The organism is Novosphingobium sp. HII-3 (genome assembly GCF_002916655.1).
GTDB classification, from domain to species: Bacteria; Pseudomonadota; Alphaproteobacteria; order Sphingomonadales; family Sphingomonadaceae; genus Novosphingobium; species Novosphingobium panipatense.
Genome location: NZ_PPSM01000006.1, coordinates 1 through 21,394, shown reverse-complemented (window position 1 = coordinate 21,394; position 21,394 = coordinate 1). Strand labels below are relative to the sequence as shown.

The 21,394-nt window shown below is 59.5% G+C and carries 23 protein-coding genes and 1 pseudogene; 19 read left to right on the top strand and 5 right to left on the bottom strand.

Annotation, left to right across the window (positions count from 1 at the left end; genetic code table 11):
• The first annotated feature begins 468 nt into the window (after positions 1-468).
• The 12 genes and pseudogenes from C2R25_RS01245 (at position 469) to C2R25_RS01195 (ending at position 9,397) form a co-directional block, all read left to right on the top strand.
• A complete protein-coding gene (locus tag C2R25_RS01245; RefSeq protein ID WP_146049592.1) occupies positions 469-765 on the top strand; it encodes a hypothetical protein in 297 nt (98 codons plus the stop codon).
• Positions 758-3,175: a type IV secretion system DNA-binding domain-containing protein gene (locus tag C2R25_RS01240; RefSeq protein ID WP_103727492.1), complete on the top strand. Its 2,418-nt coding sequence runs from the start codon at positions 758-760 to the stop codon at positions 3,173-3,175. Before C2R25_RS01245 ends, C2R25_RS01240 begins: the two co-directional genes overlap by 8 nt.
• Positions 3,176-3,178: 3 nt before the next feature.
• Positions 3,179-6,202: a MobF family relaxase gene (gene mobF / locus C2R25_RS01235; protein ID WP_103727491.1), complete on the top strand. Its 3,024-nt coding sequence runs from the start codon at positions 3,179-3,181 to the stop codon at positions 6,200-6,202.
• A gap of 11 nt (positions 6,203-6,213) precedes the next feature.
• The gene (locus tag C2R25_RS01230) at positions 6,214-6,549 is read left to right on the top strand and encodes a hypothetical protein (RefSeq protein ID WP_103727490.1); all 336 of its coding nucleotides are present in this window, start codon (positions 6,214-6,216) and stop codon (positions 6,547-6,549) included.
• A complete protein-coding gene (locus tag C2R25_RS01225; protein WP_103727489.1) occupies positions 6,542-6,847 on the top strand; it encodes a hypothetical protein in 306 nt (101 codons plus the stop codon). Before C2R25_RS01230 ends, C2R25_RS01225 begins: the two co-directional genes overlap by 8 nt.
• Before the next feature lie 322 nt (positions 6,848-7,169).
• Positions 7,170-7,514, top strand: a complete 345-nt coding sequence (locus C2R25_RS01220) for a hypothetical protein (RefSeq protein WP_103727488.1) — start codon at positions 7,170-7,172, stop codon at positions 7,512-7,514.
• Positions 7,515-7,547: 33 nt separating this feature from the next.
• A complete protein-coding gene (locus C2R25_RS20320; RefSeq protein ID WP_158250598.1) occupies positions 7,548-7,697 on the top strand; it encodes a hypothetical protein in 150 nt (49 codons plus the stop codon).
• Positions 7,664-7,849, top strand: a complete 186-nt coding sequence (locus C2R25_RS20610) for a hypothetical protein (RefSeq protein WP_199183734.1) — start codon at positions 7,664-7,666, stop codon at positions 7,847-7,849. Before C2R25_RS20320 ends, C2R25_RS20610 begins: the two co-directional genes overlap by 34 nt.
• Positions 7,815-8,508 (top strand): annotated as a pseudogene (locus C2R25_RS01215) (OB-fold nucleic acid binding domain-containing protein); the annotation flags it as partial. The gene C2R25_RS20610 and the pseudogene C2R25_RS01215, both read left to right, overlap by 35 nt.
• A gap of 3 nt (positions 8,509-8,511) precedes the next feature.
• Positions 8,512-8,706, top strand: a complete 195-nt coding sequence (locus C2R25_RS20780; RefSeq protein ID WP_233203700.1) for a hypothetical protein — start codon at positions 8,512-8,514, stop codon at positions 8,704-8,706.
• Positions 8,707-8,863: 157 nt separating this feature from the next.
• On the top strand, positions 8,864-8,980 hold the full coding sequence (locus C2R25_RS01205) for a DUF3606 domain-containing protein (protein WP_103727487.1): 117 nt from the start codon (positions 8,864-8,866) through the stop codon (positions 8,978-8,980).
• A 210-nt stretch (positions 8,981-9,190) separates the two neighbouring features.
• Entirely contained in the window at positions 9,191-9,397 is a 207-nt protein-coding gene (locus C2R25_RS01195) for a hypothetical protein (RefSeq protein ID WP_103727486.1), read from the top strand.
• 245 nt (positions 9,398-9,642) lie between these two features.
• Here C2R25_RS01195 and C2R25_RS01190 read toward each other — a convergent pair whose 3' ends face one another.
• Positions 9,643-9,912: a GFA family protein gene (locus tag C2R25_RS01190; protein WP_233203699.1), complete on the bottom strand. Its 270-nt coding sequence runs from the start codon at positions 9,910-9,912 to the stop codon at positions 9,643-9,645.
• 10 nt (positions 9,913-9,922) lie between these two features.
• Here C2R25_RS01190 and C2R25_RS20315 point away from each other — a divergent pair, with 10 nt between their 5' ends.
• Positions 9,923-10,108 carry a hypothetical protein gene (locus tag C2R25_RS20315; protein ID WP_233203698.1) on the top strand — a complete coding sequence of 62 codons (186 nt, stop codon included), beginning with the start codon at positions 9,923-9,925 and terminating at the stop codon, positions 10,106-10,108.
• Between the two features lies 1 nt (position 10,109).
• On the opposite strand, the gene C2R25_RS20310 is transcribed toward C2R25_RS20315, so the two are convergent.
• The 4 genes from C2R25_RS20310 to C2R25_RS01165 form a co-directional block, all read right to left on the bottom strand.
• Positions 10,110-10,343 carry a hypothetical protein gene (locus C2R25_RS20310; RefSeq protein WP_158250597.1) on the bottom strand — a complete coding sequence of 78 codons (234 nt, stop codon included), beginning with the start codon at positions 10,341-10,343 and terminating at the stop codon, positions 10,110-10,112.
• Positions 10,344-10,981: 638 nt separating this feature from the next.
• Entirely contained in the window at positions 10,982-11,653 is a 672-nt protein-coding gene (locus C2R25_RS01175; protein ID WP_233203697.1) for a TetR/AcrR family transcriptional regulator, read from the bottom strand.
• 967 nt (positions 11,654-12,620) lie between these two features.
• Positions 12,621-13,067 (bottom strand): Lrp/AsnC family transcriptional regulator, encoded by a 447-nt coding sequence (locus C2R25_RS01170; protein WP_158250596.1) that lies wholly within the window; start codon positions 13,065-13,067, stop codon positions 12,621-12,623.
• Positions 13,068-13,081: 14 nt separating this feature from the next.
• A complete protein-coding gene (locus tag C2R25_RS01165) occupies positions 13,082-13,549 on the bottom strand; it encodes an Lrp/AsnC family transcriptional regulator (protein ID WP_158250595.1) in 468 nt (155 codons plus the stop codon).
• 403 nt (positions 13,550-13,952) lie between these two features.
• Here C2R25_RS01165 and C2R25_RS01160 point away from each other — a divergent pair, with 403 nt between their 5' ends.
• The 6 genes from C2R25_RS01160 to C2R25_RS01135 all read left to right on the top strand — a co-directional run bounded on the left by C2R25_RS01160 (position 13,953) and on the right by C2R25_RS01135 (position 21,136).
• A complete protein-coding gene (locus tag C2R25_RS01160; RefSeq protein WP_103727480.1) occupies positions 13,953-16,166 on the top strand; it encodes a TonB-dependent receptor in 2,214 nt (737 codons plus the stop codon).
• 609 nt (positions 16,167-16,775) lie between these two features.
• Positions 16,776-17,867: a phosphotransferase family protein gene (locus C2R25_RS01155; RefSeq protein ID WP_233203707.1), complete on the top strand. Its 1,092-nt coding sequence runs from the start codon at positions 16,776-16,778 to the stop codon at positions 17,865-17,867.
• A gap of 566 nt (positions 17,868-18,433) precedes the next feature.
• Positions 18,434-18,805: a transposase gene (locus tag C2R25_RS01150; protein ID WP_103727478.1), complete on the top strand. Its 372-nt coding sequence runs from the start codon at positions 18,434-18,436 to the stop codon at positions 18,803-18,805.
• On the top strand, positions 18,802-19,203 hold the full coding sequence (tnpB, locus tag C2R25_RS01145; protein WP_103727477.1) for an IS66 family insertion sequence element accessory protein TnpB: 402 nt from the start codon (positions 18,802-18,804) through the stop codon (positions 19,201-19,203). The genes C2R25_RS01150 and tnpB overlap by 4 nt, the downstream gene beginning before the upstream one ends.
• Positions 19,204-19,211: 8 nt before the next feature.
• On the top strand, positions 19,212-20,840 hold the full coding sequence (locus tag C2R25_RS01140) for an IS66 family transposase (RefSeq protein WP_103727476.1): 1,629 nt from the start codon (positions 19,212-19,214) through the stop codon (positions 20,838-20,840).
• Positions 20,840-21,136, top strand: a complete 297-nt coding sequence (locus tag C2R25_RS01135; protein ID WP_103727475.1) for a hypothetical protein — start codon at positions 20,840-20,842, stop codon at positions 21,134-21,136. Before C2R25_RS01140 ends, C2R25_RS01135 begins: the two co-directional genes overlap by 1 nt.
• Positions 21,137-21,394: the final 258 nt, after the last annotated feature.

Here is a 21,394-nt window from a genome sequence, read left to right as displayed (position 1 = left end):
GAAGCCCCACAGTGCCACGTCATTTGATCTTCGCTAGAAGCGTGGATGCGCTCGCAGGAGCATGGAGCCACCCATGCGGTAGAGCAGAAGGTCACCGACGCGAACTCAGATGACCTGACCCAAGGCAAGCAATTTCGGTGCGGCCTATCGGCCGCGAGGACGACCACAGGACTCCGGTCCAGCTTCAAGGACCCCGACATGCAACCAAACCAAGAGAGCGACTGATTCAGTCCCTAAGATTAGCACACCCTATGCGGCACGCCGCAGTGTAAGTAATTGATATTTCTATGTCACCATATGAAACCACTGGTTTCAAATGGTGACAGCAAAGGGCCGTGCGGGTTTCACAAGCAAGTGCAGTAGGTTACGCGGTTTCCCCTGAAGACGCAATTCGCCTAGACACCATCAACACGCCGAGATAATACAGACCTCGCGATACCCGAACCAAGCCTTCCGAAAGGCTTGGGAATGAAATCATTATCTGAAAACCAACAGCTGAGTGCCCGCGTGGCGCCCGAGCTGGCCCGTCTTGTAGACGAGGTCGCGGCTATCAAGTCGTGTGACCGCTCTGATGCGCTTCGTCACATCATACAGGTCGGCGCGCCGCTTATTCTCAAATCACAAAACGTCAACGTCGAGCGCCTCTTAACAGGCCTCGAGATCCTCGTTATCGACTGCCTGCGTCGCGCCTCGGAAACCAATCCCGACGACGTCGACATGCTGGTCAAGGCGGCCTCCACAAACGTGGAGACCTACCATGTCTGATGACATTCGGTTCAGCAAGAAGGCGGCCACGCTCGAACACCATTCCGCCCGTGGCAGGGTGGTGCGAAACGCCGGCAATTTCACGCGAGGATCGCAGCTTTTCTCGCATGAATTGATGATGACCTGGGCGGGCATCCGCGTGCCGATGATGACGTGGTTAGGCACCTCTGCGCTCCTGCTTTCGATCGTCTCGTTCTTCTACTTCGCCGAGCATGAAATCCAACTCGTGCTGATGAAGATCTATGCGGAGGTGTGGAACTGGGTAGCGCTCAATCCGCACAAGCAGGTCAACCTCACGCTGCCAGATAGTTCGGTCGTCGTCGGGCAGATGTCGTGGGTGCCGTACCACTCGGCGGTGGTCGCGGCATGGGACAAGTTCACGCGGCTTCTGCTGGCTTCGGGGTTGGGGTCGGTCTTCATCTGCGCACCGCTGACCCTCTGGTTCGTGGACTACTCGAAGAAGCGCGGAAAGGAGATCCTGAAGGAGCGCCACGAGCGTGGCGCGCTGCTCATTTCCTGCGAGCAATTAGGCGAGGAGATCAGACGTCACAACCGCGAGGAGTTCTACAAGGAATGTGCGGCTCGGACGCCGCCGGCAAACCCGGCCAAGGTGCTAAAACTTTCGGTGCGCAAGCGCGTCCAGAACGACTTCCACGTACCCTACAAGCTGGCGACGATTCCCGTGCCTTGGAGGCTCGAGCAGAGCCACATGATGTTCATCGGCACGACCGGCGCGGGCAAGACCACCGAGCTTAAGAAGCTTGTCACGCAAGCTCGCGCCAGAGGGCACCGGTGCGTCATCTTCGATCTGACCGGCAGCTTCGTCGAGAGCTTCTACAACCCTGAAACAGACACCATCCTCAACACGATGGACAAGCGGTGCAAGCCGTGGACGATCTTCTCCGACTGCGACAACTACGCCGAGTTCCTGTCGGCCGCCGAGGCTCTCGTTCCGGGCGGTCACAACTCGGAGGACGACTTCTGGCAGAAGGCGGCTCGAACCCTCTTCGTCGAGATGTGCATGAAGCTCATCCAGAAGGGTGCGAAGAGCAACGGAGCGCTCGCCTACCACCTCATGCAAGCTGATCTCAAGAAGATCAGCCAGGAGCTCGAAAACACCGTTGCTGCACCCCTGGTCGCTACTCAAGCAGCGAAGATGGCCGAGTCCATTCGCGCGACCTTTAACACGCATGCGAATGCACTGCGGTTCCTTCCCGATCCGGCGCCGGGGGAAGAAGGCTTCTCCATCAACCGCTGGATGGCTCAGGAAGGCGACAAAGGCGCCATTCTGTTCATCACCTCGACTCACCCCGATCTGGTGCTCAACAGGCCCTTGCTGACGCTCTGGATGGACCTTGCCGTCAATGCGCTATTCCGCATTGGCCGCACGCGAAATCTGCGCACCTGGTTCCTGCTAGACGAGGTCCATGCGCTGCATCGGCTGCCGGCGATCGAGCATGGGTTGCAGACCGCCCGCGCCGTCGGTGGAGCCTTCGTGCTGGGGATCCACTCGTTTGGCAAGCTCGCCGAAACCTATGGCGAGAACGGCGCCATCAACCTGGGCTCGCTGGCACGAACCAAGCTCATCCTGACCACGTCCGACATCGAGACGGCGAAGCGCTGTGCGGACTTCATCGGCAGCCGCGAGGTGCGCCAGATGGATGAGGCTTACAGCTACGGCTACAACAACTCGCGCGATGCTTCGACGATCACGCCGCGCAAGGAAGTGCAGCACCTTGTCATGCCCGATGACATCAAGGAACTGCCGGCACTTCATGGCTTCGTGAAGTTCCCTGACGGCTTCCCGGCGGCGCAGATCCAGCTCAAGTGGCAGCCTTATCCCGAGGTCGCACGCGGCTTCGAGCGCGTCGCCACCATGCGCGCTTCCGAGTACACTCCGACCGGGGAGGAAGACGAAGACGCCAAGGGCGAGGACGGGCGGGAAACCGACACGCCGGACAGCAAGCCGCAGGAGGTCCTAGACCTTGGTGAGCGGCAACCCGAGCACGATCCAATCACCGGCGAAATCCGCACTGAAGCGGAATTGAGCGCGGAAGCGCTACGGCAAGCATTTCCGGCAGCGGCAGAGCCGACGCGGCCTCAGGACGCAGCAACGGCAACCGACAAGTCGCCTCAGCTGGCACCCAGTGCCAAGTCCTGGCTTTCAGGTATTCCGCCTCAGACAGGAGCCGCCGACGATCGGAAGGAAGCAGAGCGCGAGCAGGCCAGCAGCACCGATGCGCAGCGGCTTCAAAGAGCAGACCAGCGCAAGGAGACGGATCGCCCCGGCGCACACAGGCAGGAACAGGAAAGCCTGATCGCACGCGAAGAGCGTCAGGGCATCGGCCTTGAAGAAGAGGAGCACCGCAGGGACCATGATGCCGGTGATGATTTCGGGATGGAAGTGTAGCTCATGCACTCCATCGCGTCGGTGCGCTCCGCAGGGGGAGCCGCAAGCTACTTCGCCAAGGACGACTACTACACAGCCGAGCATTCCGCCGAGGCTACCGGTTGGGCAGGGAAGGGCGCTGAAGCGCTCGGTCTGTCCGGGGCGGTAGCCAAGGAAGACTTCGAGAACATCCTCAACGGAAAGCTGCCGGACGGCACGCTGGTCAATCAGACAGCCAAGCGCACGACCGGCATCGACATGACGTTCTCGATGCCGAAATCGGCGAGCGTGATGGCCTACATCGCCGGCGACAAGCGTATCCTCGAAGCGCATATGACCGGCGTCAAAGCGACGATGACCTGGGTCGAAAAGACCATGGCAGAGGCGCGCGATTACAGCCGCAGCAAGACAGGTGAACCCGTCAGGACGGGCAATCTCGTTTACGCGCTGTTCGAGCACGACACGAGCCGCAAGCTCGATCCGCAAGGGCATATCCATGTGGTCGTGGCTGCGATCACCCGGACGGCCGCGGGTAAGTGGCAGGCGTTGCGCAATCACGAACTATGGCGGAATAACACCACGATCGGATCGGCCTACCATGCCGCCTTCCGACAAGAGCTCGCCAAGCTCGGATACGAGACCCAGATGTCCGGCAAGCACGGCGCCTTCGAGATCAAAGGAGTTCCTAAGGAAGTCATGCAGGAGCTCAGCAAGCGCCGCGAGGAGATCGTCGATAAAGCCAACGAGATCGGCATCTCGACACCGCAAGGCCGGGACCGCGTCGTGGTCAACACGCGGGATGCTAAGCTCGAAGTCGAGGACCGCGCAAAGCTAGGTGAGACCTGGGTTGCGCGCTCCGCCGCTCTGGGCTTCGATGGCAAGGCCCTTCTTGCCGAAGCGCTCGGCCGCAGCGGCATGGCGAACGATCGCGATCGCCCTATCGGTCTCTCCAGAAAGCTGCAGAACGTCATCGCAAACGTGCGCGACGTCATCGGTGAATATCTACGACCGTCGGACAGCCTGACGACGCAGGGCCTCGCGCGCGTGGCGCTTACGCCGGGGCAGTTGCGCACGGAAATGGCCGTGGGCTCGGCTGTGCGTATCCTGGGCCAGCGAGAGGCGGCATTCTCGCTCACGGACATCTACAAGACCGCGCTTAATCTCGGGCTCGCCGGGGTGAACATCGAAGGCGTCGAGAAACGCGTATCGGCGCTGATGGAGAGCGGCCAGCTCATCAAAGGGGCTACCGAGCGCCTGGACGGCGCTTTCACCCACGTCACGACGCCCGAACACGTCGGCCAGGAACGCCAGCTGCTCGCCGGCATCGACAAGGGCCGTGAGGCCTCAACGCCAATCGTCGCCGGCGCCGACGTTGCAGAACGTCTGAAGGCCACGACCGGCGAGCACCAGCTCAATGGCGAGCAGCTCGCGGCCGCTACGCTGGCGCTCTCGACCTCCGATCGCATCGCCGTGATCCAGGGCATCGCCGGCGCCGGCAAGACCACCTTGATCCACTCGATCAAGGAACTCGCAGCTCAGGAGGGACGCGAGACGATCGGCCTCGCCTTTGCCAACAAGATGGTAGGCATGCTGCGCGACGAGGCGAAGATCGAGAGCCAGACGGTGTCCAGCTTCGTCAACGCACATTTGCGCGGCGCGCTGGCGGGGAGGGGGCCTGCGTTCGATGCCTCCAGTGCAGCGCTGGCAGGCAAGGTCATCGTGCTCGACGAGTCCTCACTGGTGGCGAACGACGCCATGAACAACCTGGTGACGATCGCCAACAGCCTGAAGGTCGATCGCCTCGTCATGATCGGCGACTTCAAGCAGCTGCAGTCGATCGACGCCGGCAAAGCCTTCCAGCTCGTGCAGAGCCACCAACCGGCAATGGCCAAGCTGGACATCAGCCAGCGCCAGAAGACCGAGCACATGCAGCAGGTCGCCGCCTTGAGCCGCGCTGGCCACTTTCGGGAGGCATTCGACGTCCTGGGCGACCGGGTGCAGGCCCACGGGAACGACTACCTTGAGAAGGCTGCAGAGAAGTGGCTCAGCTTGCCGGCTGAGGATCGCGACGGCACTGCGATCTACTCGTCCGGCCGCGCCGCGCGCACGACCCTCAACAGGCTCGTCCAAGAGGGTCTCAAGCAGGAAGGAACGATCAAGGGCGAGGGCGTCCAGCTCACCACACTCCAGCAAGTGAACACCACACGCGAGGAGATGCGCTACCTGCAGACCTACAGCGCGGGGCAGGTCCTGGACGTTGCGCGCAATTCGCCCGAGGTGAGCCTGGCGCGCGGACGCTACGAAGTGCTCGGTTCCGACGCAAAGGGCCGCGTCATCGTGCGTAATGAACGCGGAACGCAGATCAGCTTCGATCCACAGCGGGTCCACCCCGACGACAAGAAGGACGCGCTGAAGCTCTACGAAAAGATGGATACGACCCTGCACGAGGGCGACAAGATCCGCTGGACCGACACCGACAAGACCAGAAACCTGGACAACTCCGATCAGGCCAAGGTCCTTTCGGTCAGCGAACATGGCGTGAAGATCGAGAACTCCAGGGGCGAGGTCTTCGAGCTTCAGCAGGGCGACAAGATGCTGGAGCGTCTCGGGCTCTCCTACGCGATCAACATGCACCAGGCTCAGGGCATGACGACCGACAGGGGGATTGGCGCCATGCACTCGGCCGAGCAGAACCTCGCCACACAGCGCCTGACCTACGTGATGCTGACCCGTGTCCGCTTCGACATCGAGATCTTCACCAACGACAGGGACCAGGTCCTCCAGACCATCACGCACAACCCGGGCGACAAGCCGAGTGCGCTGGAGACGATCGGCGAGAAGCGAATCGATACCGGGCGCAGCCTGGATACGTCGAACGCAGGCTTGTTCAACCCGACCATCCCTTCGGACATCCTTCTTGGCGCTTCCGTGAAAGCCGGTTTCCCGACCCACGGCGTCGATCCGCCTACGCCAGCCAAGGACGCCGCGATGCCGCCGCCGGCGAAAGAGGTCGACCTACCCGAACGCAACATCGAACGCAGCCGATGAGGAGCGAACACATGATCGAACCGTCAAATGCGTTGGCCTCCATCGTCCGTCAGAGCGGCCCCCAGGAGTTCGCCGACGCCATCACCATCGACCAACCTGCAACTTGCAACCGCGAGGTGCACAGTCCTGCCGGATGCTACGAGCTGGCCGTCATCAATGCTCGCCAGCATGTCGTTGCCGATATCGCTGCCATCGGCTTTGCACTCTTCGCCGCCGCGGTGGTCGGCCGCATCGCGGTGACCTTCGTCGCCCTGTTCGGCACTTGCCTCGAATACCATCGGGCACGCGCCCAGGTGCGCGCTTCGGCGAAGCTGCATGCTTCACACGGAGGGTTGGTCGATGGCTAACAGCTCTCTGATTGGCATGATGGTGCCGCTTCTGATCCTCGTCGGCATCGCCTTACTCCTGAAGACGGCTCTCGCCCGACCGTCCGGCCCAACGCTCGATGTCCGACCGGTGCCGCTGATGACCAACATCGAACGCCGCACGATGGCCTACAACGGGGCGGCGCTGCCGTGGGCGAGAATCCACGCGCAGGTCTCGATGGGAGCCATCCTCGCGCCGAAGAAGGGCTTAAATCGGACACGCGCTGGAACAGCAAAAAGTCGCGCGTGGAGCGCGACGACGTTCCGCTGGAAAGCGTGAGCTGGATTGGTAAAGACCCGTCAGAGGCAATCAAGAGCAGGCACCCGGGCTACGCTTCCGCCAAGCCGGAGTATAAACCCAAGGCCTCGAATGGCCCTTGGTTCGAGCCAAAGAACCAGGGTTTCGACTACCAGAAGAACCGCTGGCGCCCCAAACGCGCACGTGGACGGGCCGCAAAGGCGCGGATGGCTTGGGCTGGCAAGCTCATCCTGCCGTTGGTCCTGCTGACTTACGGCGTGCGGATGTACTCGGACGCCAAACGCTGGGACTTCCTGCCAGATATCGGTTTTCCGAGCGGTTCCCGGAGAGTGGGGAGTTCAAGGTGCGCCGAGGCTACGCTTCGGGACCCACTACCCCATTCGAGATTATCACCGGCGACCGCAACGCTGTCGTTCAGCTCCTTAACCAGCGATCCGAAGCGATCTTCGCGACTTACGTCCGGGAGAATGACGCCGCCCACGTCCTAGTGCCACGCGGGACATGGACCCTGCGGCTTATCGAAGGCCGCACCTGGCACGGAGACGATGAGTTCTTCGGACCGAACACGGTTACCGAAGACGCGGTCGTGAAGTGGGACTTCGATGGCCCGGGCCGCGGGATCGATCTGCGGCGGCGCATCAAAGGCGCTGTGGAGACCGTCAACCGCTGGTCGGACCCGACCTTCTAACCCCCTTAATGCACCTTTGCTTGGAGAACTCACATGAAGAAGATCTACCGGCTCACGACCGTAGTCGCAGTGTCGCTTGCATTGCCCGCCATGGCCCAGAAGCTGCGGCAGGTTGGCACCGGCGTCGACGAGAACTCGCAGTTGCCGCAATGCACGCAACCACTCTGCACACAGTCGCGCTGATCGAGGACAAAGCGCCGGGCTTTGATGACCAGCTGCCGCCCGGCATGCGCGCTCTCGTGCAGATGGCCGAGCGCCAGAACGGCGGATCGACCGCGAAGGTCAACCCGTTGCCGCTGCCGGCAAGGGCTCTGGAAGGTTCGCGGGCTAGGTGAGGCCCCGCTGCCGCTGTTCGCTGCCGCCGATCGCGCGGCTGAGACCTTCAGTGCGGAAGGAACCGAGCCTGCCGTGGAGCTACGGCCGCTGACGGACGGACGCGAGGTGATTGAGGACTATCGCTCGCTGCAGCTCTCGATTCGAGTCCATTCCCTTACCTTCCTCCGAGAAGATCTGACCCGGCGTGGTGTGACCCGGTGCGCGGATCTGCTGACCATTCGTGAAGGCCGCCATATCGAGGTCGCCGGCATCATCCTGGTCCGCCGAAGCCGGGAAACGCCAAGGGCGTCCTCTTTATCACCATCGAGGACGAAACCGGCATTGCGAACGGCATCCTTTGGCCCGACCGCTTCAAGGCTCAATGCCGCACGGTGATGTCTGCGTCGTGATCGGCATGAAGGGGCGCGTGCAGAAGGAAGGCGAGGTCATCCACGTCATCTGCGACAAGATCATTGATCACGGCCCTCTGCTCCACCAAGTGGGCGAGATGTCCTTTCTGCACCGGACCGGCCGAGGCGATGGGGCGCGTCATGTGGGTTCGCCCGACCGCGGCGACAAAGGCTGGAGCCCGAAGCCGAACAACTCCTATTGGCCGCCCCATGTCAACGGCATGGACCTGGAGGAGGTCGTGCGCTTCAAGTCGCATGGGTTCCATTGAGCCTTGGCAAAGCTGCCCAGGCACCAGCGCGTCGTGATCGCGCTCTCGCTGCATATACTACGCGCTGATGCGACGCGATCGTCGGAAAGCCGCGCCGATGGTGTAGTGATTAGCCTCGCACTGCTATGCCTGGTGCCGCAATGTCCAGAGCGCTGGCCGCTCGATCTCTACTGGAACGCGGCCAAGCCGGACAACTAGATCGGCCGAGAGCAGAGTGTCACGGCTGCTTCTTAGGGCATCATAAGGCAGTTGAGGCAAGCAGGTCGTTCTGAGGAGGTTCCGCCACTTCAACTGACGTTTAACAGCCTTGCCTGGTCTGCTGCGTTGAACGGTCGGCAGTGACCAAGAGGACAACATGGCAAACGATAAAACTAAGACGAATGCTCGCGACGGTAGCAGGCTGGCTGGCGATGAACCCTACGAGGTGGAATACTTCGCTCAGGAACACGGCTTGAGCGAGCACCAGGCTTGATCGTCATAGCCTCACCGCTCGCCGGATTGCGACCCTCGCGCTCAGGGCTGTCTTTCACCTTGAAACTTACCGGATCCTCGATTTCCCGTCAACGGCGAGGCCTATGCTGTTGTTGTGAACTCAGCAGGCCTGACCGCTCCAATTGAGGCATAGCTCAAGCGGCGAAGCCGGGTCAGTTGCAATCATCGCAAGAGACCGCGCGATATCCCGATGCCCGAGCGCACCCCCAAGGCCAATGCCGCCAAATCGAAGATCCGCGCCCATGTCGAACATGTGTTTGCTCGCCAAAAGGATCAGATCGGGCTGTTCATCCGCAACATCGGCATCAAGCAAGCCCAAGCCAAGATCAACTTTGCGGGCCTTGCCTACGACATGAACCGCCTGATCTTCCAAGAATGCCGGACAGCCGCAGGATAGCTGCGCCTAAAACTTGGGGCACCGACGACGACCAGGCCAATGAAGCTCAGGGGCCTCGCAATCACGCTAGATCCGACTGCCGCACACGCACCAGCTGACGCCGTTCATGTTACAAGCCTGAAGCTCGCGCAAGCTTTGCTACTTATGACCAGCGACGACGACCAAGCTTCGGCACCTAAAGTCTCGTTATAGGAAATAAACCGCCGATCAACGATTAGGCCGTTGATTGCTCTGCTTCACGGGCGTCATGGCTGTGTGGCAAACTGCTTCAGGTCGGCGGGAAGCGAAAACCAGGCTGGCTTCTCGCTGGTCCAGAATGCCGCCTTTACCGTGTCCCACGGAGCATCGTCGAGAACGCTCAGCTTCACCATCTTTGCGCCTGCGCTCTTAGCCGGTTCGGAGTAGATGGCAGTTCCGCACTCGGCGCAGAAGCTGCGGCTGGCGATGTTGCCGGATCGGGTCGGCTCCTGGAACGAGGCCACATCGCCATCCACCCGAACTTTGTCCTTTGCCACCATGACGAAGGTGGCCCAGCGCTATTACATCGGCGGTGATTTCGCGCGCGACGCCCGCAAGCACGCCGCTTTTCCCGTCGTGAAGGCGCTGCCCCGGCTGAATGGCGGATGCATTGACGATATCACTCCCGGCTTTTTGCAGACCCGGCAATGGTCACCGCATCCGCGCCGCCGTCCACATGAGGCGACCAGATGATTTATCTGGGCGCGTTGCTCAACATGAAGGACGTCATGCCGCCTGCTGCAGTGAGCCGTTCAGCTGGCTCGACCCCGTAGCCATCTTCGATCCGCGTGAGGCCTTGCGTTGAATCGTCGATGGCTGTCTGGCGGTCACGACCGCCCCCCATGCCCTCGGCACACTGGCATCCGCGTGTGACGCCGGTCACATGCTCGCTGATGGCAAGGCTGCGATGGCGCTGGACGAGGGACATGCTTGCGATCGGATCGGCTACATAGTCCGTGACTCTTACCTTTCCGTACGTGTGGAAAGAAGTCCTGCTGCGACGCCCATTAACCCTCCGACCATCCGCCGCCTCGGCCCACTAGGGACAGCGACCATCAGGGAGGCGTTCGTGGCGATGCCATAGGGCATTGCCTTTTTCGCGGCGACGGTGATCAACCGATTCGGCCTGACCATCGTCGCGCTATTCGGAATCTAGCCTTAAACACCATAGATAAAGGACGCAGGAGCGAGCTTCGGCAAGCCAGCACGCAACGCGAGCGGGAATGATCGATGTGTGACCGCTTTTCTGCTGCGTAAGCTATTGCCACTTTCGTTCGCAGGGAGCTCGGACTCTTGAAGGCAGCTCTCGCTCGGCATAGCTTCTGGTATCGGATGTAGCGTCCGATCAAAGCGCGTATAACCTGCGCCATTTGTCCGATCGCGGCGTTAACGGCGTGCTTTAACTGCTTGCGGGCGCTCTCTGCAATTTAGCGCTCGACCCGGTTGATTTAGAGTACCGACTCCGGCGTGAAGTGAATGGGTGTTGGCCTCCAGCGAGCCGAGCCTGAGCATGCCGGCCAGCACCGGCAGGACGTGCTGCTCGCGACACAAGCTCAAGGCGCCGTTTCAATCTGGCAGGCTTTCCGTCAGTCGTAGATGGGCGATTAGATCATCTACGAACTGTTCCAGCTCACCCGGGTGCACCGGGTCGGGGCGGGTCAGGATCTGCGACCGCCAGCCTGCCATCGTCGCGTTGATCAACAGCGCCAAACGTGCTGCCTCTTCCGCGGCGAACCGCGAGGCTAGAAAACCGCTGAGATAGGCATAGAAACGCGCCGGACCACGAAGGTGAAAGATGCTATTAATCTCGGGGAAGCGACCGCCGTCGCCCATTATCACGCGAAACAGTGCTACAGCCTCCGGCTTCATTAGAGTACGCAAGAATGTGAGACAATAGTGATGCAAGCCTTCAACGGAGAAGGCGCGGGGCTCACTTGCGACCTCGATCTCCGCAGCGAACAGGTCCACCTGTCCATCTACCACGGCAATGAACAGGTCCTCCTTTGACGCAAAATAAGACCACAAAGTTGCCTTTGAGCCGCCAAGCTCATCGGCGATGGCCGACATGCTGGTGGCGGCATAACCCTGCTCAAGGAAGGCGCGCGTAGCGACTTCAACGATGACTGCCCGACGCTTAAGCCGATTCTGCTGCCGTTTTCCTGCGCAAACTTCCATGATGTACAGAGAAGTACATCTTCTCTTTGACGAGCGCAACGGCAAGTCGCCGGAGGTGTTCATCGCTCTACTGTCCGGGGTGAACCACGCCGATCAAGTCTCCTGGTATTGACAGGCTAAGATTTGTGCGCGGCACGGGATAAGCTCGTATGCCTCTGTGTAGCTCATTTGGATGGATCAGGCGGCTTGGCACCTGTCTCAATTGCGTGATAGTAGGCCCGAGGTACTGCTACGAGAGGAGGGCCTCTTTGCGCACGAACAACAGATCTACGTTTCATGCCAGACGTGGACATAAGAAGTCTGGCTAGCCTCTGATCTAGCTCAGCAACGATCAGCCATGAGGGGTGACGATCCGCGATACAGCCTCATCTCGTTCTTTGCTTCCTCGGAGGCCAACTGTGTCAGTTTATCCCGTTTTCTGCCAACGGTAGATGTTTGATCAGGCAGCGCAATCACACGATGATTGCTCGAAGCCAAATAACGTGGATTGTGAGTGCGGAGCCTAAGAAGGTGGCGGCGGCAAGCTTGCGATAGTGTGCGGTCACGCGTTGGTGCTTCTTCGTAAAGCTTTGTGAACGGCGGCCGCTTGCAGACTATGGCGAAGTAGCCGTAGTCGACCGGCAGCTTGCCCAAACGGCGCCACTTTCTCGATCGGTGCAGATTGCCTGCGATCATCCGCGGTTATCAACCCGCCGGGCTCCTAACTTGTTCTCCCAGAAGGAACCTGATCGATGCCCGAACCACATCCGCTAGGGAAAACAGTGCCTCCGATGACCCGCTACCCAATTGCGTTGAGAAGATCCGCCTCATCCCATGCGGATAGTAGCATCGGGAGTCTGTGCGGCGGAGTCGCTTGCCATGATCTTGCTCGTTAGTGCCACGCTCCTAAGCGGCACTATAAAGCGTTATCAACGCATCGACACATCAGTTCGAGTAAACAACAAGCGCCGCGCCGGTCCGGACACGCTGAATAGGACATGCTCATCACGAACATCCTTCAACTCACGCAGCGCGAAGCACGCCCAATAAATCATTTGTCTCGAACGACGAGCGCAACGTCGAGTCTATGTTTCACCGTCTCTACAAGCTCAAGCGTTTCCACCATGTGAACGCCGCTCCAGCTACGCAGATGTTTATGGATGATATCGGCTACTTCGCGCCTGCTACGTGCTGATAGGAGAAGCACGATGTTGAAGCGTCCTGTGGTCAGCGCAGCGAAGCTGATCTGTTCGAATTTCGCCATTTCCTCTACGACCTCCCGCGCCACCTTCGGTGCTGAGACGACACGTACGAGGGCTGTAGTTGTATGACCCATAGCCACATAGTCGGTCACCGCAGTGATCTTGGCGAGCCCGGACTCAGACAGTCGCCTGAGTCGCTTGCGGACGAGAGTGTCCGAAATGCCCAGCCTTCGTGCGGTTTCACGGTTACTTATACGAGCGTCCTCTTTCAGCAGCGCAACGATTTCCCTATCCACCTCGTCTAAACGCACTATTCACCCCTCAATTTACCAAATCTAGGATCAAGTTTCACAACTTCAAGCGCCGTTGAAATCTCGTACGATACGATACCTTCAATCTTAGACAGATGATCGTCTACAAAGCGCTGCAGGTCTTCACCGTCTACTGCATTAACGTTGCAAAAAATATCTGGATTACTCATCGGAATGGAAACACTTGTGCATGCATCGAGGGCGGCAAGTTCGGTAGCAACATCTTCGGGGGGGCGACCTTCGACATTGATGTCGACGAGGGCCAACAGTGGCCTCCCCATTGCACGCATATCACTTTGCATCATGACCCGTAGGACCTTAGCGTCTTCGAGAGCTCGAATGCGGGTGGCAACCGTAGGCTCCGATACCCGTAGCTTTTTGCCGATGTCCTTGTTCGTTCGTGATGGGTTCTCTTGCAAAGCGGCGATGATCGCCCGATTGAGGTCATCCAGCAGGTCCATAGTCATGAGGCAGTCTCCGTAGCGTTCCATCTATCAGGCTAGACCCCTACGGCTATGCCGCTTACACCGCCTTGTGAAAACCTCAAGGCAGCCGACTATGTTCGGCTTTGCTGGCATAAGCTAGCCAAAAGCGAGCGGCTAATCGAGAGGCTCTCTTGTGAGCCGGGCATAGGCTGGTTTGATCACGAACAGGCTGGCAAGGATGTCGTCGTTGGCCAAGCCACGTCCGGAAATTCAGAAAAGAGATGCGCAGATCATGCGCATCGCCGAACGTTCCGACCGCCCTGATTTTGCGATCCCAAAGCGCCGAGATCCGCCACAATAATTTGCCTTGGGTGCCTAGACTCTTCATTTCGAGCTGATACACACATCGCCAGAGCGGAGGAACCGCCGGAGAAGGAGAGGGTTTATGTGCTACGTGCGTAGGTTCCAGCTTGGTGCATTGTTGGCGGGCGCCTCGCTCATGTCCGTTGTGGCAGCGGCGAATGCAAATGCGTCAACCGTCGTGAGCGACTATCCAAGTGCTGACCGAGCAGACGGAGCCGCTCGATCTTCGGGGCGAGCCGCGGACGAGATCATCGTCACTGCGCAGCGCCGGTCTGAAAGCGTTCAAGATGTACCAGTCACCGTCAATGCGTTCGACGCGGCGCTGGTTGAAGAGCGTCGCATCATCGACCTGACGGACCTCGCGACGCAAGCGCCGGGCCTGCGTTTCTCAGAATTCGCCAACGCGGGTAACATCAGTATCCGCGGCATCGGCACTGCTTTTGTGTCCGGAAACGGAGAAAGTTCTGTCGGCATCTATATTGATGGCGTCGCGGTGCCACAGACGAAGGCGTTTGGCCTTGGGCAGTTCGATATAGGGGCGGTCGAAGTTTTGCGTGGACCACAGGGCACACTCTACGGTCGCAACTCCACGGCTGGTGTCATTAATTTTACCTCGGCAGCGCCAACCAAGGAGTTGAGCAGCGGCTTCACCGTCGGCACTGGCAACTACGACAGCGTTCGCGCAAACGCCTTCGTGAGTGCGCCTATCGATGATAAACTTCGAATGCGCCTGTTCATCGAGCGTGAGTACCGCGACGGCTACGTCCGCAACGTCTTCACAGGGCAGGACCTGAACGACCTTCAAGCGTTTGGTGGACGCTTCAGCATCGATGCCGAGCCCCTGCAGGGCTGGTCGGTTAAGGCCCGGCTGAGCCATCGCGAAGAGCGGTCCGCTGGACCGGCATTCGACTCGTTCGATCCAAGCTTCCCCATTCTAAGTGCATTCGGTCTGCCCGTGGCTTTTCTCCAACCCGACTTCGATCCATATCGTGTAAATAGCCCCACTCGGTATTCTGGCTATCGGCGGCTACGAGTAGGGTCCGTAACGAACACCATCGACATCGCCGATGGACTCGTGCTCAAGTCGATCACAGGCTTCACAAACGCGCGCTTTAACAACACCTATGATACCCTGGGCACCCTTCTCGCCTATCCGATCAGCGCACTTGCGAAGTCCAAGACGTTTTCGCAGGAATTGAGTCTTAATGGCACATCAAGCAAGATCGACTGGGTTTTAGGCGCCTACTATTTCCGTCAGCGATACACGCTCGACAATACCTCTAGCCCGCCTCCCGCACTCGGGCCGACGTCGCGTAACGACCAGGCGGCACTGCAGGAAAGCGCTTCGGCGTTCGGCGACGTCACCGTACTTCTCGGTGCGCGAACCCATCTGTTCGGTGGTCTACGCTTTAGTCGCGAAACCGTGAACCAGCGCCTTCGAATTTTCGATCAGACTCCGGCAGGCGAAGTGCTACGGTGCCCAGGTGCAGGAATAGACCCAGAACAGAAAGTAAGGGATGACCACGTCACAGGACGGCTCGGTATCCGACAGGAAGTGAGTGACGATGTCAACGTTTATGTACAAGGCGCCCACGGGTACAAAGGACCAAGCTTTTCACAGTCACAGTGCCAGAACGGCTACGCGCCAGAAACGGTGAATTCACTCGAGGCGGGATTGAAAAGCCGCTTCTGGGATCGTCGGCTCACACTTAATATCTCGATCTTCTATAACGATATAAAGGATCTTCAGCTCGAAATTGTGTCCCCGTTAGGCATTGTGGTCGACAATGTACCCAAGGCGCGCATCTACGGTGCGGAAGTGGCTTTGAACGTGCGTCCAGTCGATGCGCTTCGGTTCGATGCAAACGTGTCGTTGCTGAACGCCCGGTACAACTCCGACTATCTTGGAGACGCTAACCTCAGTCCTAACTTGACGCCGCAAAACGTACGCGGCAATCGGCTCAATAACGCGCCCGATCTATCTGGCCTTGTTGGTGCGGAATACGATCTCAACTTGGGTCAAGATGCGGGTTTACTTACCTTTCGCGGCGAGCTCAACTTCACGTCGCAATACAATCTGCGCGAAGTGAGCTATCCATGGACGGTGCAGGAGGGCTACACCACACAGAATGCCTTCATCACCTACCGGACCGCAGACGAGCGGCTAACGCTGCGTGGCTGGGTAAAGAACATTGGCAACAAGGCCATACTCGGCGGCGTGCTAGGATTCGGCGGTGCCCTGGGCTCATTCCTGCCGCCGCGAACCTATGGCGTCGAACTCATCGGCAAGTTCTAGCTTACCTTCATCTACGATGTAGGGAGCTGAACCTAGATGAGAAGAGCCGGGCGAGAAGGCAGCGCTTGCTAATGCAAGGATCCGTGAAATTGATAGACGATATTTTGAAGCCAACATGTCACTTGGGGATGAGGATCTGCAATTAAAGCGCCAGCTTTGGTTCGCTCGCAAAATGATCAATGTGACTTTTTGTACGCTGCCGCTGCGCTCGAGTTTGGCGAAGCCTTTGAAGCCTGGGGGAAACGCGAAGAGCGCGCGCGGTGGCTTCCTCGCATGATGCAAGCCGGAGAGCATCAAGTTTGCGTGCGAACGCCAATTGCGAACTCGGCAAGATGAGAAGCGAGCGATCGCCACCATCAACCTAGTAACGGCTTATCATCGAACATGCTTCAAGAGCACAGTCGCATCTGGAATCGCTACTAGGCTTTGAAGCATCGACATGGACAGGTCCGAATAATTTTTGATACGAGCTCTGCCCGACGCTTGACAGGCATTTAATCGACGATGGGACGTAACATGATCAGAGGGAGAGCGGAATGACTTGCAGGCCATCCACTAGGGATGACAGGTGAATCATCTCGGCACCGTTGGAGGACGATAGTGAGTGATATGAGCGATGTGATGGGCGAGTCAGTCCGGAACGCTAAAGCAGCATTCAAGCGCATTTCCATCGATAAATTGCGAGCGTTCATCGCTCGGCAGCACGATGTTTACGGTGACGTCATCGTAAGCGAAATCGAATATCCAAGTGATGGGGCGGGCTCAACTAATGGCATCGGCCTTTTCGACGCGGTGATCGATCGAGGAGGAGGCGCTCAGCAAGAGCGTCTTGTAGTTCGATATCTCCCCGGACCCGCGCTGCTGGCGCAAAAGAGTTTCGATGACGAGTTTGCCACATTGCAGGCGGTCCGTTCGGCAGGTGTACCCTCGCCATGTGCCTACTGGCTCGACTCGACTGGTGAAATGCTCGGTGTCCCAGGCTATGTGATGGAACGCATCGAAGCAGATAAACCAACTGCGAGCCTCTACTCGACGGGACCGTTCTCCAAAGTCGAACCAGCGACTCGCAACGAAATGATGCTTCAGGCTGCGGGCTTCCATGGCGCTTTGAAAAAGAAGGCAATCCGTGGAGATCGCGTAAGGCATTTACTGCGTCGCGGTCCTGAAGCTCCGACGGCCGTTCAACGTGAACTAGGCTGGTGGATGGAAGAAGTCCGACTTTCGAAAAACGCCATAGCGGACAAGCTCGACTATCTCACATCGCTTCACCAATGGATGGTGCGTCACGAGCCGAACGACTTATATGCACCGGCGCTCGTGCATGGTGACGCGCAGTTTGCGAACTTGATGTACAAAGATAATCGGTTAGTTTCGGCACTTGATTGGGAACTCTCCTTTATTGGTCACAACGAGTCCGATCTGGCGCTTCTGAGCTTTATCACGGAGAGTCAGAAGAAGTTCGACATCCCCGCTGAGGGCACTCCCACAGAGTATGACTTTATCAGCCGCTTTGAGGTGGAAAGTGGGCAGCCGGTAAACAACTATGAGTACTTCAAGCTTTTTTGTATGCTGAAGGTGCAATCGATTGCCCTTATGACCATTCACAATATGCCAGATCCCGAGGCTGTCTGGAATATCTTCAAGGACTTTACTGAAGCTGCGTGGTCTCAGGCGCGCACGCGATACGATAGATCAATCTGAGCACCTGCTACTCTCTCGATGCGACCGCTCGCAGTTCTCTCGGCGGCCGGTGTCGCAGACTGGCGGCCTTGCTGAATCATGTGAGTTAGCAGCCTCTCCAAGGTAAGCCCCCGGGCAGGTGGTCGTCCATAATGGCGGGAGCCCTCGCCAACATCGGGTGCGGCCTCACGTAGTCTAGTCATGCCGCCAGGCGCCGATTACGAACTGTGCCTGCGGCAGCCGCGTGAACAGTGTATCACAGAGGCATCTGGACGCCTCGAAGAACTACCGATTCAACGCGAGAGCGACGCGAGGGGTGCTCATAGCAGCCTTGGCGGCATGATCTCGGGTAGGCTCCTGCTCGTTCGGGCGGATATGATCCTCCGCTGAGCGCCGGATCGGCGTCACGCGGGCGCAGTACGCCCCTCGAGCCAGGGGAGCCGCTGGATGTTATAGACCAGATTGGCCATGCCGATCTTGATCGTAACCGACCGGTTGAGGCCGCCTGCCGAAGGGTGAATTGAGCGCGTAAGAGACGTCCATAAGGACGTCGTTATGGACGTCCTGAGCGTGAGCGAGGGACGGCTGTGGAGATACTGGGCCGGGAGCGGCGCCGCCGGTGGAGCACCGCGGAGAGGCTCGAGATCGTCGCCGCGGTGGGGGTGAACGGCGAGACATTGGCACGTGTTGCGCGGCGCTACGATGTCTCACGAAGCCAGATCTACCAGTGGCGACATCAGTTCAGGAAGCAAGGGCTGCTACCTGCGCCGGCCGCACCGACCTTCTTGCCGGTGGACCTCGAGGTGCCCATGCGACACGCGGAGCCCGTGCTCGAGGACAAAATTGCCTCGCCTGTGATCGTCGAGCTGTGCCTGGCGCATGGCCGGTGCCTTCGCTTCGATGCCGGCATCGAGGCTGCTGCCCTGACCCGGCTGATCCGGTCGGTGGAAGCTGCATGATCGGACCTGGGACCGGCGTAAGAGTGTATCTCGCCTGCGGTGTCACTGACATGCGCAAGGGGATCTCGGGTCTTGCCATGTTCGCCCAGACCGAGCTGCGACAGAAGCCGGCCAGTGGTGCCGTATTTGCATTTCGTGGGCGGCGTGGCGACAGGCTGAAGCTGCTCTACTGGGATGGCCAGGGCTTTTGCCTCTATTACAAGATCCTGGAACGCGGCCGCTTTCCCTGGCCCTCCGCGGCTGACGGAGCGGCGCGACTGACATCTGCTCAACTCGCGATGCTGTGGGAAGGGATCGACTGGAGGCGCCCGACCTGGGCGCGCCGCCGGCACACGCCGGGTAACTTTTCATCTAAGAAAACGGCTGTTTTGCTAGGCTTTTCGGCGGTTTTCGCGTAGAAAAAGCCATGCGACACGCGGCGCCCGATCTTCCTGAGGACCCGGCTCTCCTCAAGGCCATGGTCGCCCGGTTGCAGGCCGAGAACACGAAGCTGACGACGACGCTGCGCGCCCATGACCTGGTCGTCCAGGCGCTGCGCTTGCAGATCGCCAAGCTCAGGAAGCAGGTTTTCGGCAAATCCTCCGAGAAGATCGAACGCGAGATCGAGCAGCTGGAGCTCGCACTCGAAGACGTGCTCGTCACTGTCGCACAACAAGGCATGACGACGAGCGACCAGAGCGCTCCCGAAGCGCAAGCCGCGGGCGCTTGTGCCGACACCAGCTCTGCATCGCGATCGTCGCGGCGGCCGCGCGTCTCAGCGGATACGCCGCGCGAGCGCCACGAACTCGACCCCGGCAGCAGCTGTCCCGATTGCGGCGGCGAGCTGCGTCTCGTGGGCGAAGACGTGAGCGAGATCCTCGAGATGATCACGGCCAAGCTCAAGGTCATCGAGGTCGCCCGCCCAAAGAAGTCCTGCCGTTGCTGCGAGAAGATGGTGCAGGCGCCAGCCCCGAGCCGGCCGATCCCCGGCAGCATGGCCGGAGGAAGTCTCCTGGCTCACGTGCTGGTCTCGAAATATGACGACCATTTGCCGCTGTATCGGCAAAACGAGATCTTCGCGCGCATGGGTGCCGACATCCCGCGCAGCACGCTTGCCGATTGGTGTGGTCGCTCGATGCGGATCCTGCAGCCCGTGATCGAACAGATCGAGGCATCGGTGTTGAGCAGCGAGGTCCTGCATGCCGACGACACACCTATCCGCGTGCTGGCTCCGGAACGACGAGCCAAAGGTATCGGCAAGGGTGTGATGCAAGGCCGGATGTGGGGCTATGTCTGTGATCAGCGCCCTTGGGCCGGCACCGCGCCACCCGGCGTCGTCTACCGCTATGCTCCCAACTGGAAAGCGGAGCACGTGCTGGCCCATCTGGGCAATGCAAGTGGTGTCCTCCAAGCCGACGCCTACAAAGGCTATGCCAAGCTCTACGAGCCGGCCGCCGGTGGCGAACCCCGCTTCCGGGAGGCAGCTTGCTTTGCCCATTGGCGGCGCGATTTCCATGACATCTGGACGTCACAGAAATCCGAGATCGCACACGAGGCTCTGGAGCGTATCGGGCAGCTCTACGACATCGAGCGCGAGATCGCGGGCAAACCTGCCGACATCCGCCGGGCAGTGCGCCAGGAACTGAGCAAACCCAAGCACGAGGCTTTGCACGCGTGGGCTGAGCAGCAACTCACCCGTATCTCGACCAAGGGGGATCTGGCGAAGGCCTTTCGGTACGCCCTTGGCCGATGGCACGCTTTCAGTCTGTTTCTCGACGATGGGCGCGTCGCCATCGACAACAACGCCGCCGAGCGCGCTGTCAGGCCCATATGCCTGGGCAAGAAGAACTGGCTATTTGCTGGCTCTGAGGCTGGTGCCCAAACTCTCGCCCGCGCCATGACGCTCATCGAAACCGCCAAGATGAACGGCCTCGACCCCCAAGCCTACATCACCGACCTGCTCAATCGCATCCACGATCACAAGATCAACAGGATCGACGAACTGCTGCCGTGGAACTGGGTGCCGCACAGCGACCCGCAAGCACTCGCCGCCTGATGGCTACCGTCACCTCCGTCAGCACTCTCGATTATGTCGCCACGATGCTCGGCGAGGACTTGGAGTTGCTGGAAGCCATCGTCGCCAATCACGACAATCTCACCTACGGCAACATCATCAGCGTCTACACCGGACCCGACCAGGCCATCACCGCGCTAACTGATCATGGCATCGATGAGCTGAGCGACATGCTCAGCGATGCGCGTCTCACAACCAGGGCCTGGCACGACTTTCTTGCCGACTTCGTCGATGACCCTGAACTCGCCGCCCGCTTCAAGGCCCAAGCACCGCGGTAACAATCGGACGGTTACTCTTGATCCGTGCTCGGGCCATGCCGATGGTACGCACGACGAGGCCCATGCGATGTGGACACCCCGTCTACTCGGTGTTGCGCTGCATATGAGGCTGCTGAGCTGGCGACGACTGGTTGAGGGCTTCAACATAGGCTGAGGCTTGTGTGCCGGCACGTTTTTTACTGCCAGTGGTTTCGCGTGACGCCCCGTTTGAGGGTTTCGGGCGCAGCTACGCCGTCGAGGCTCGTCGCTCGTGGAAGA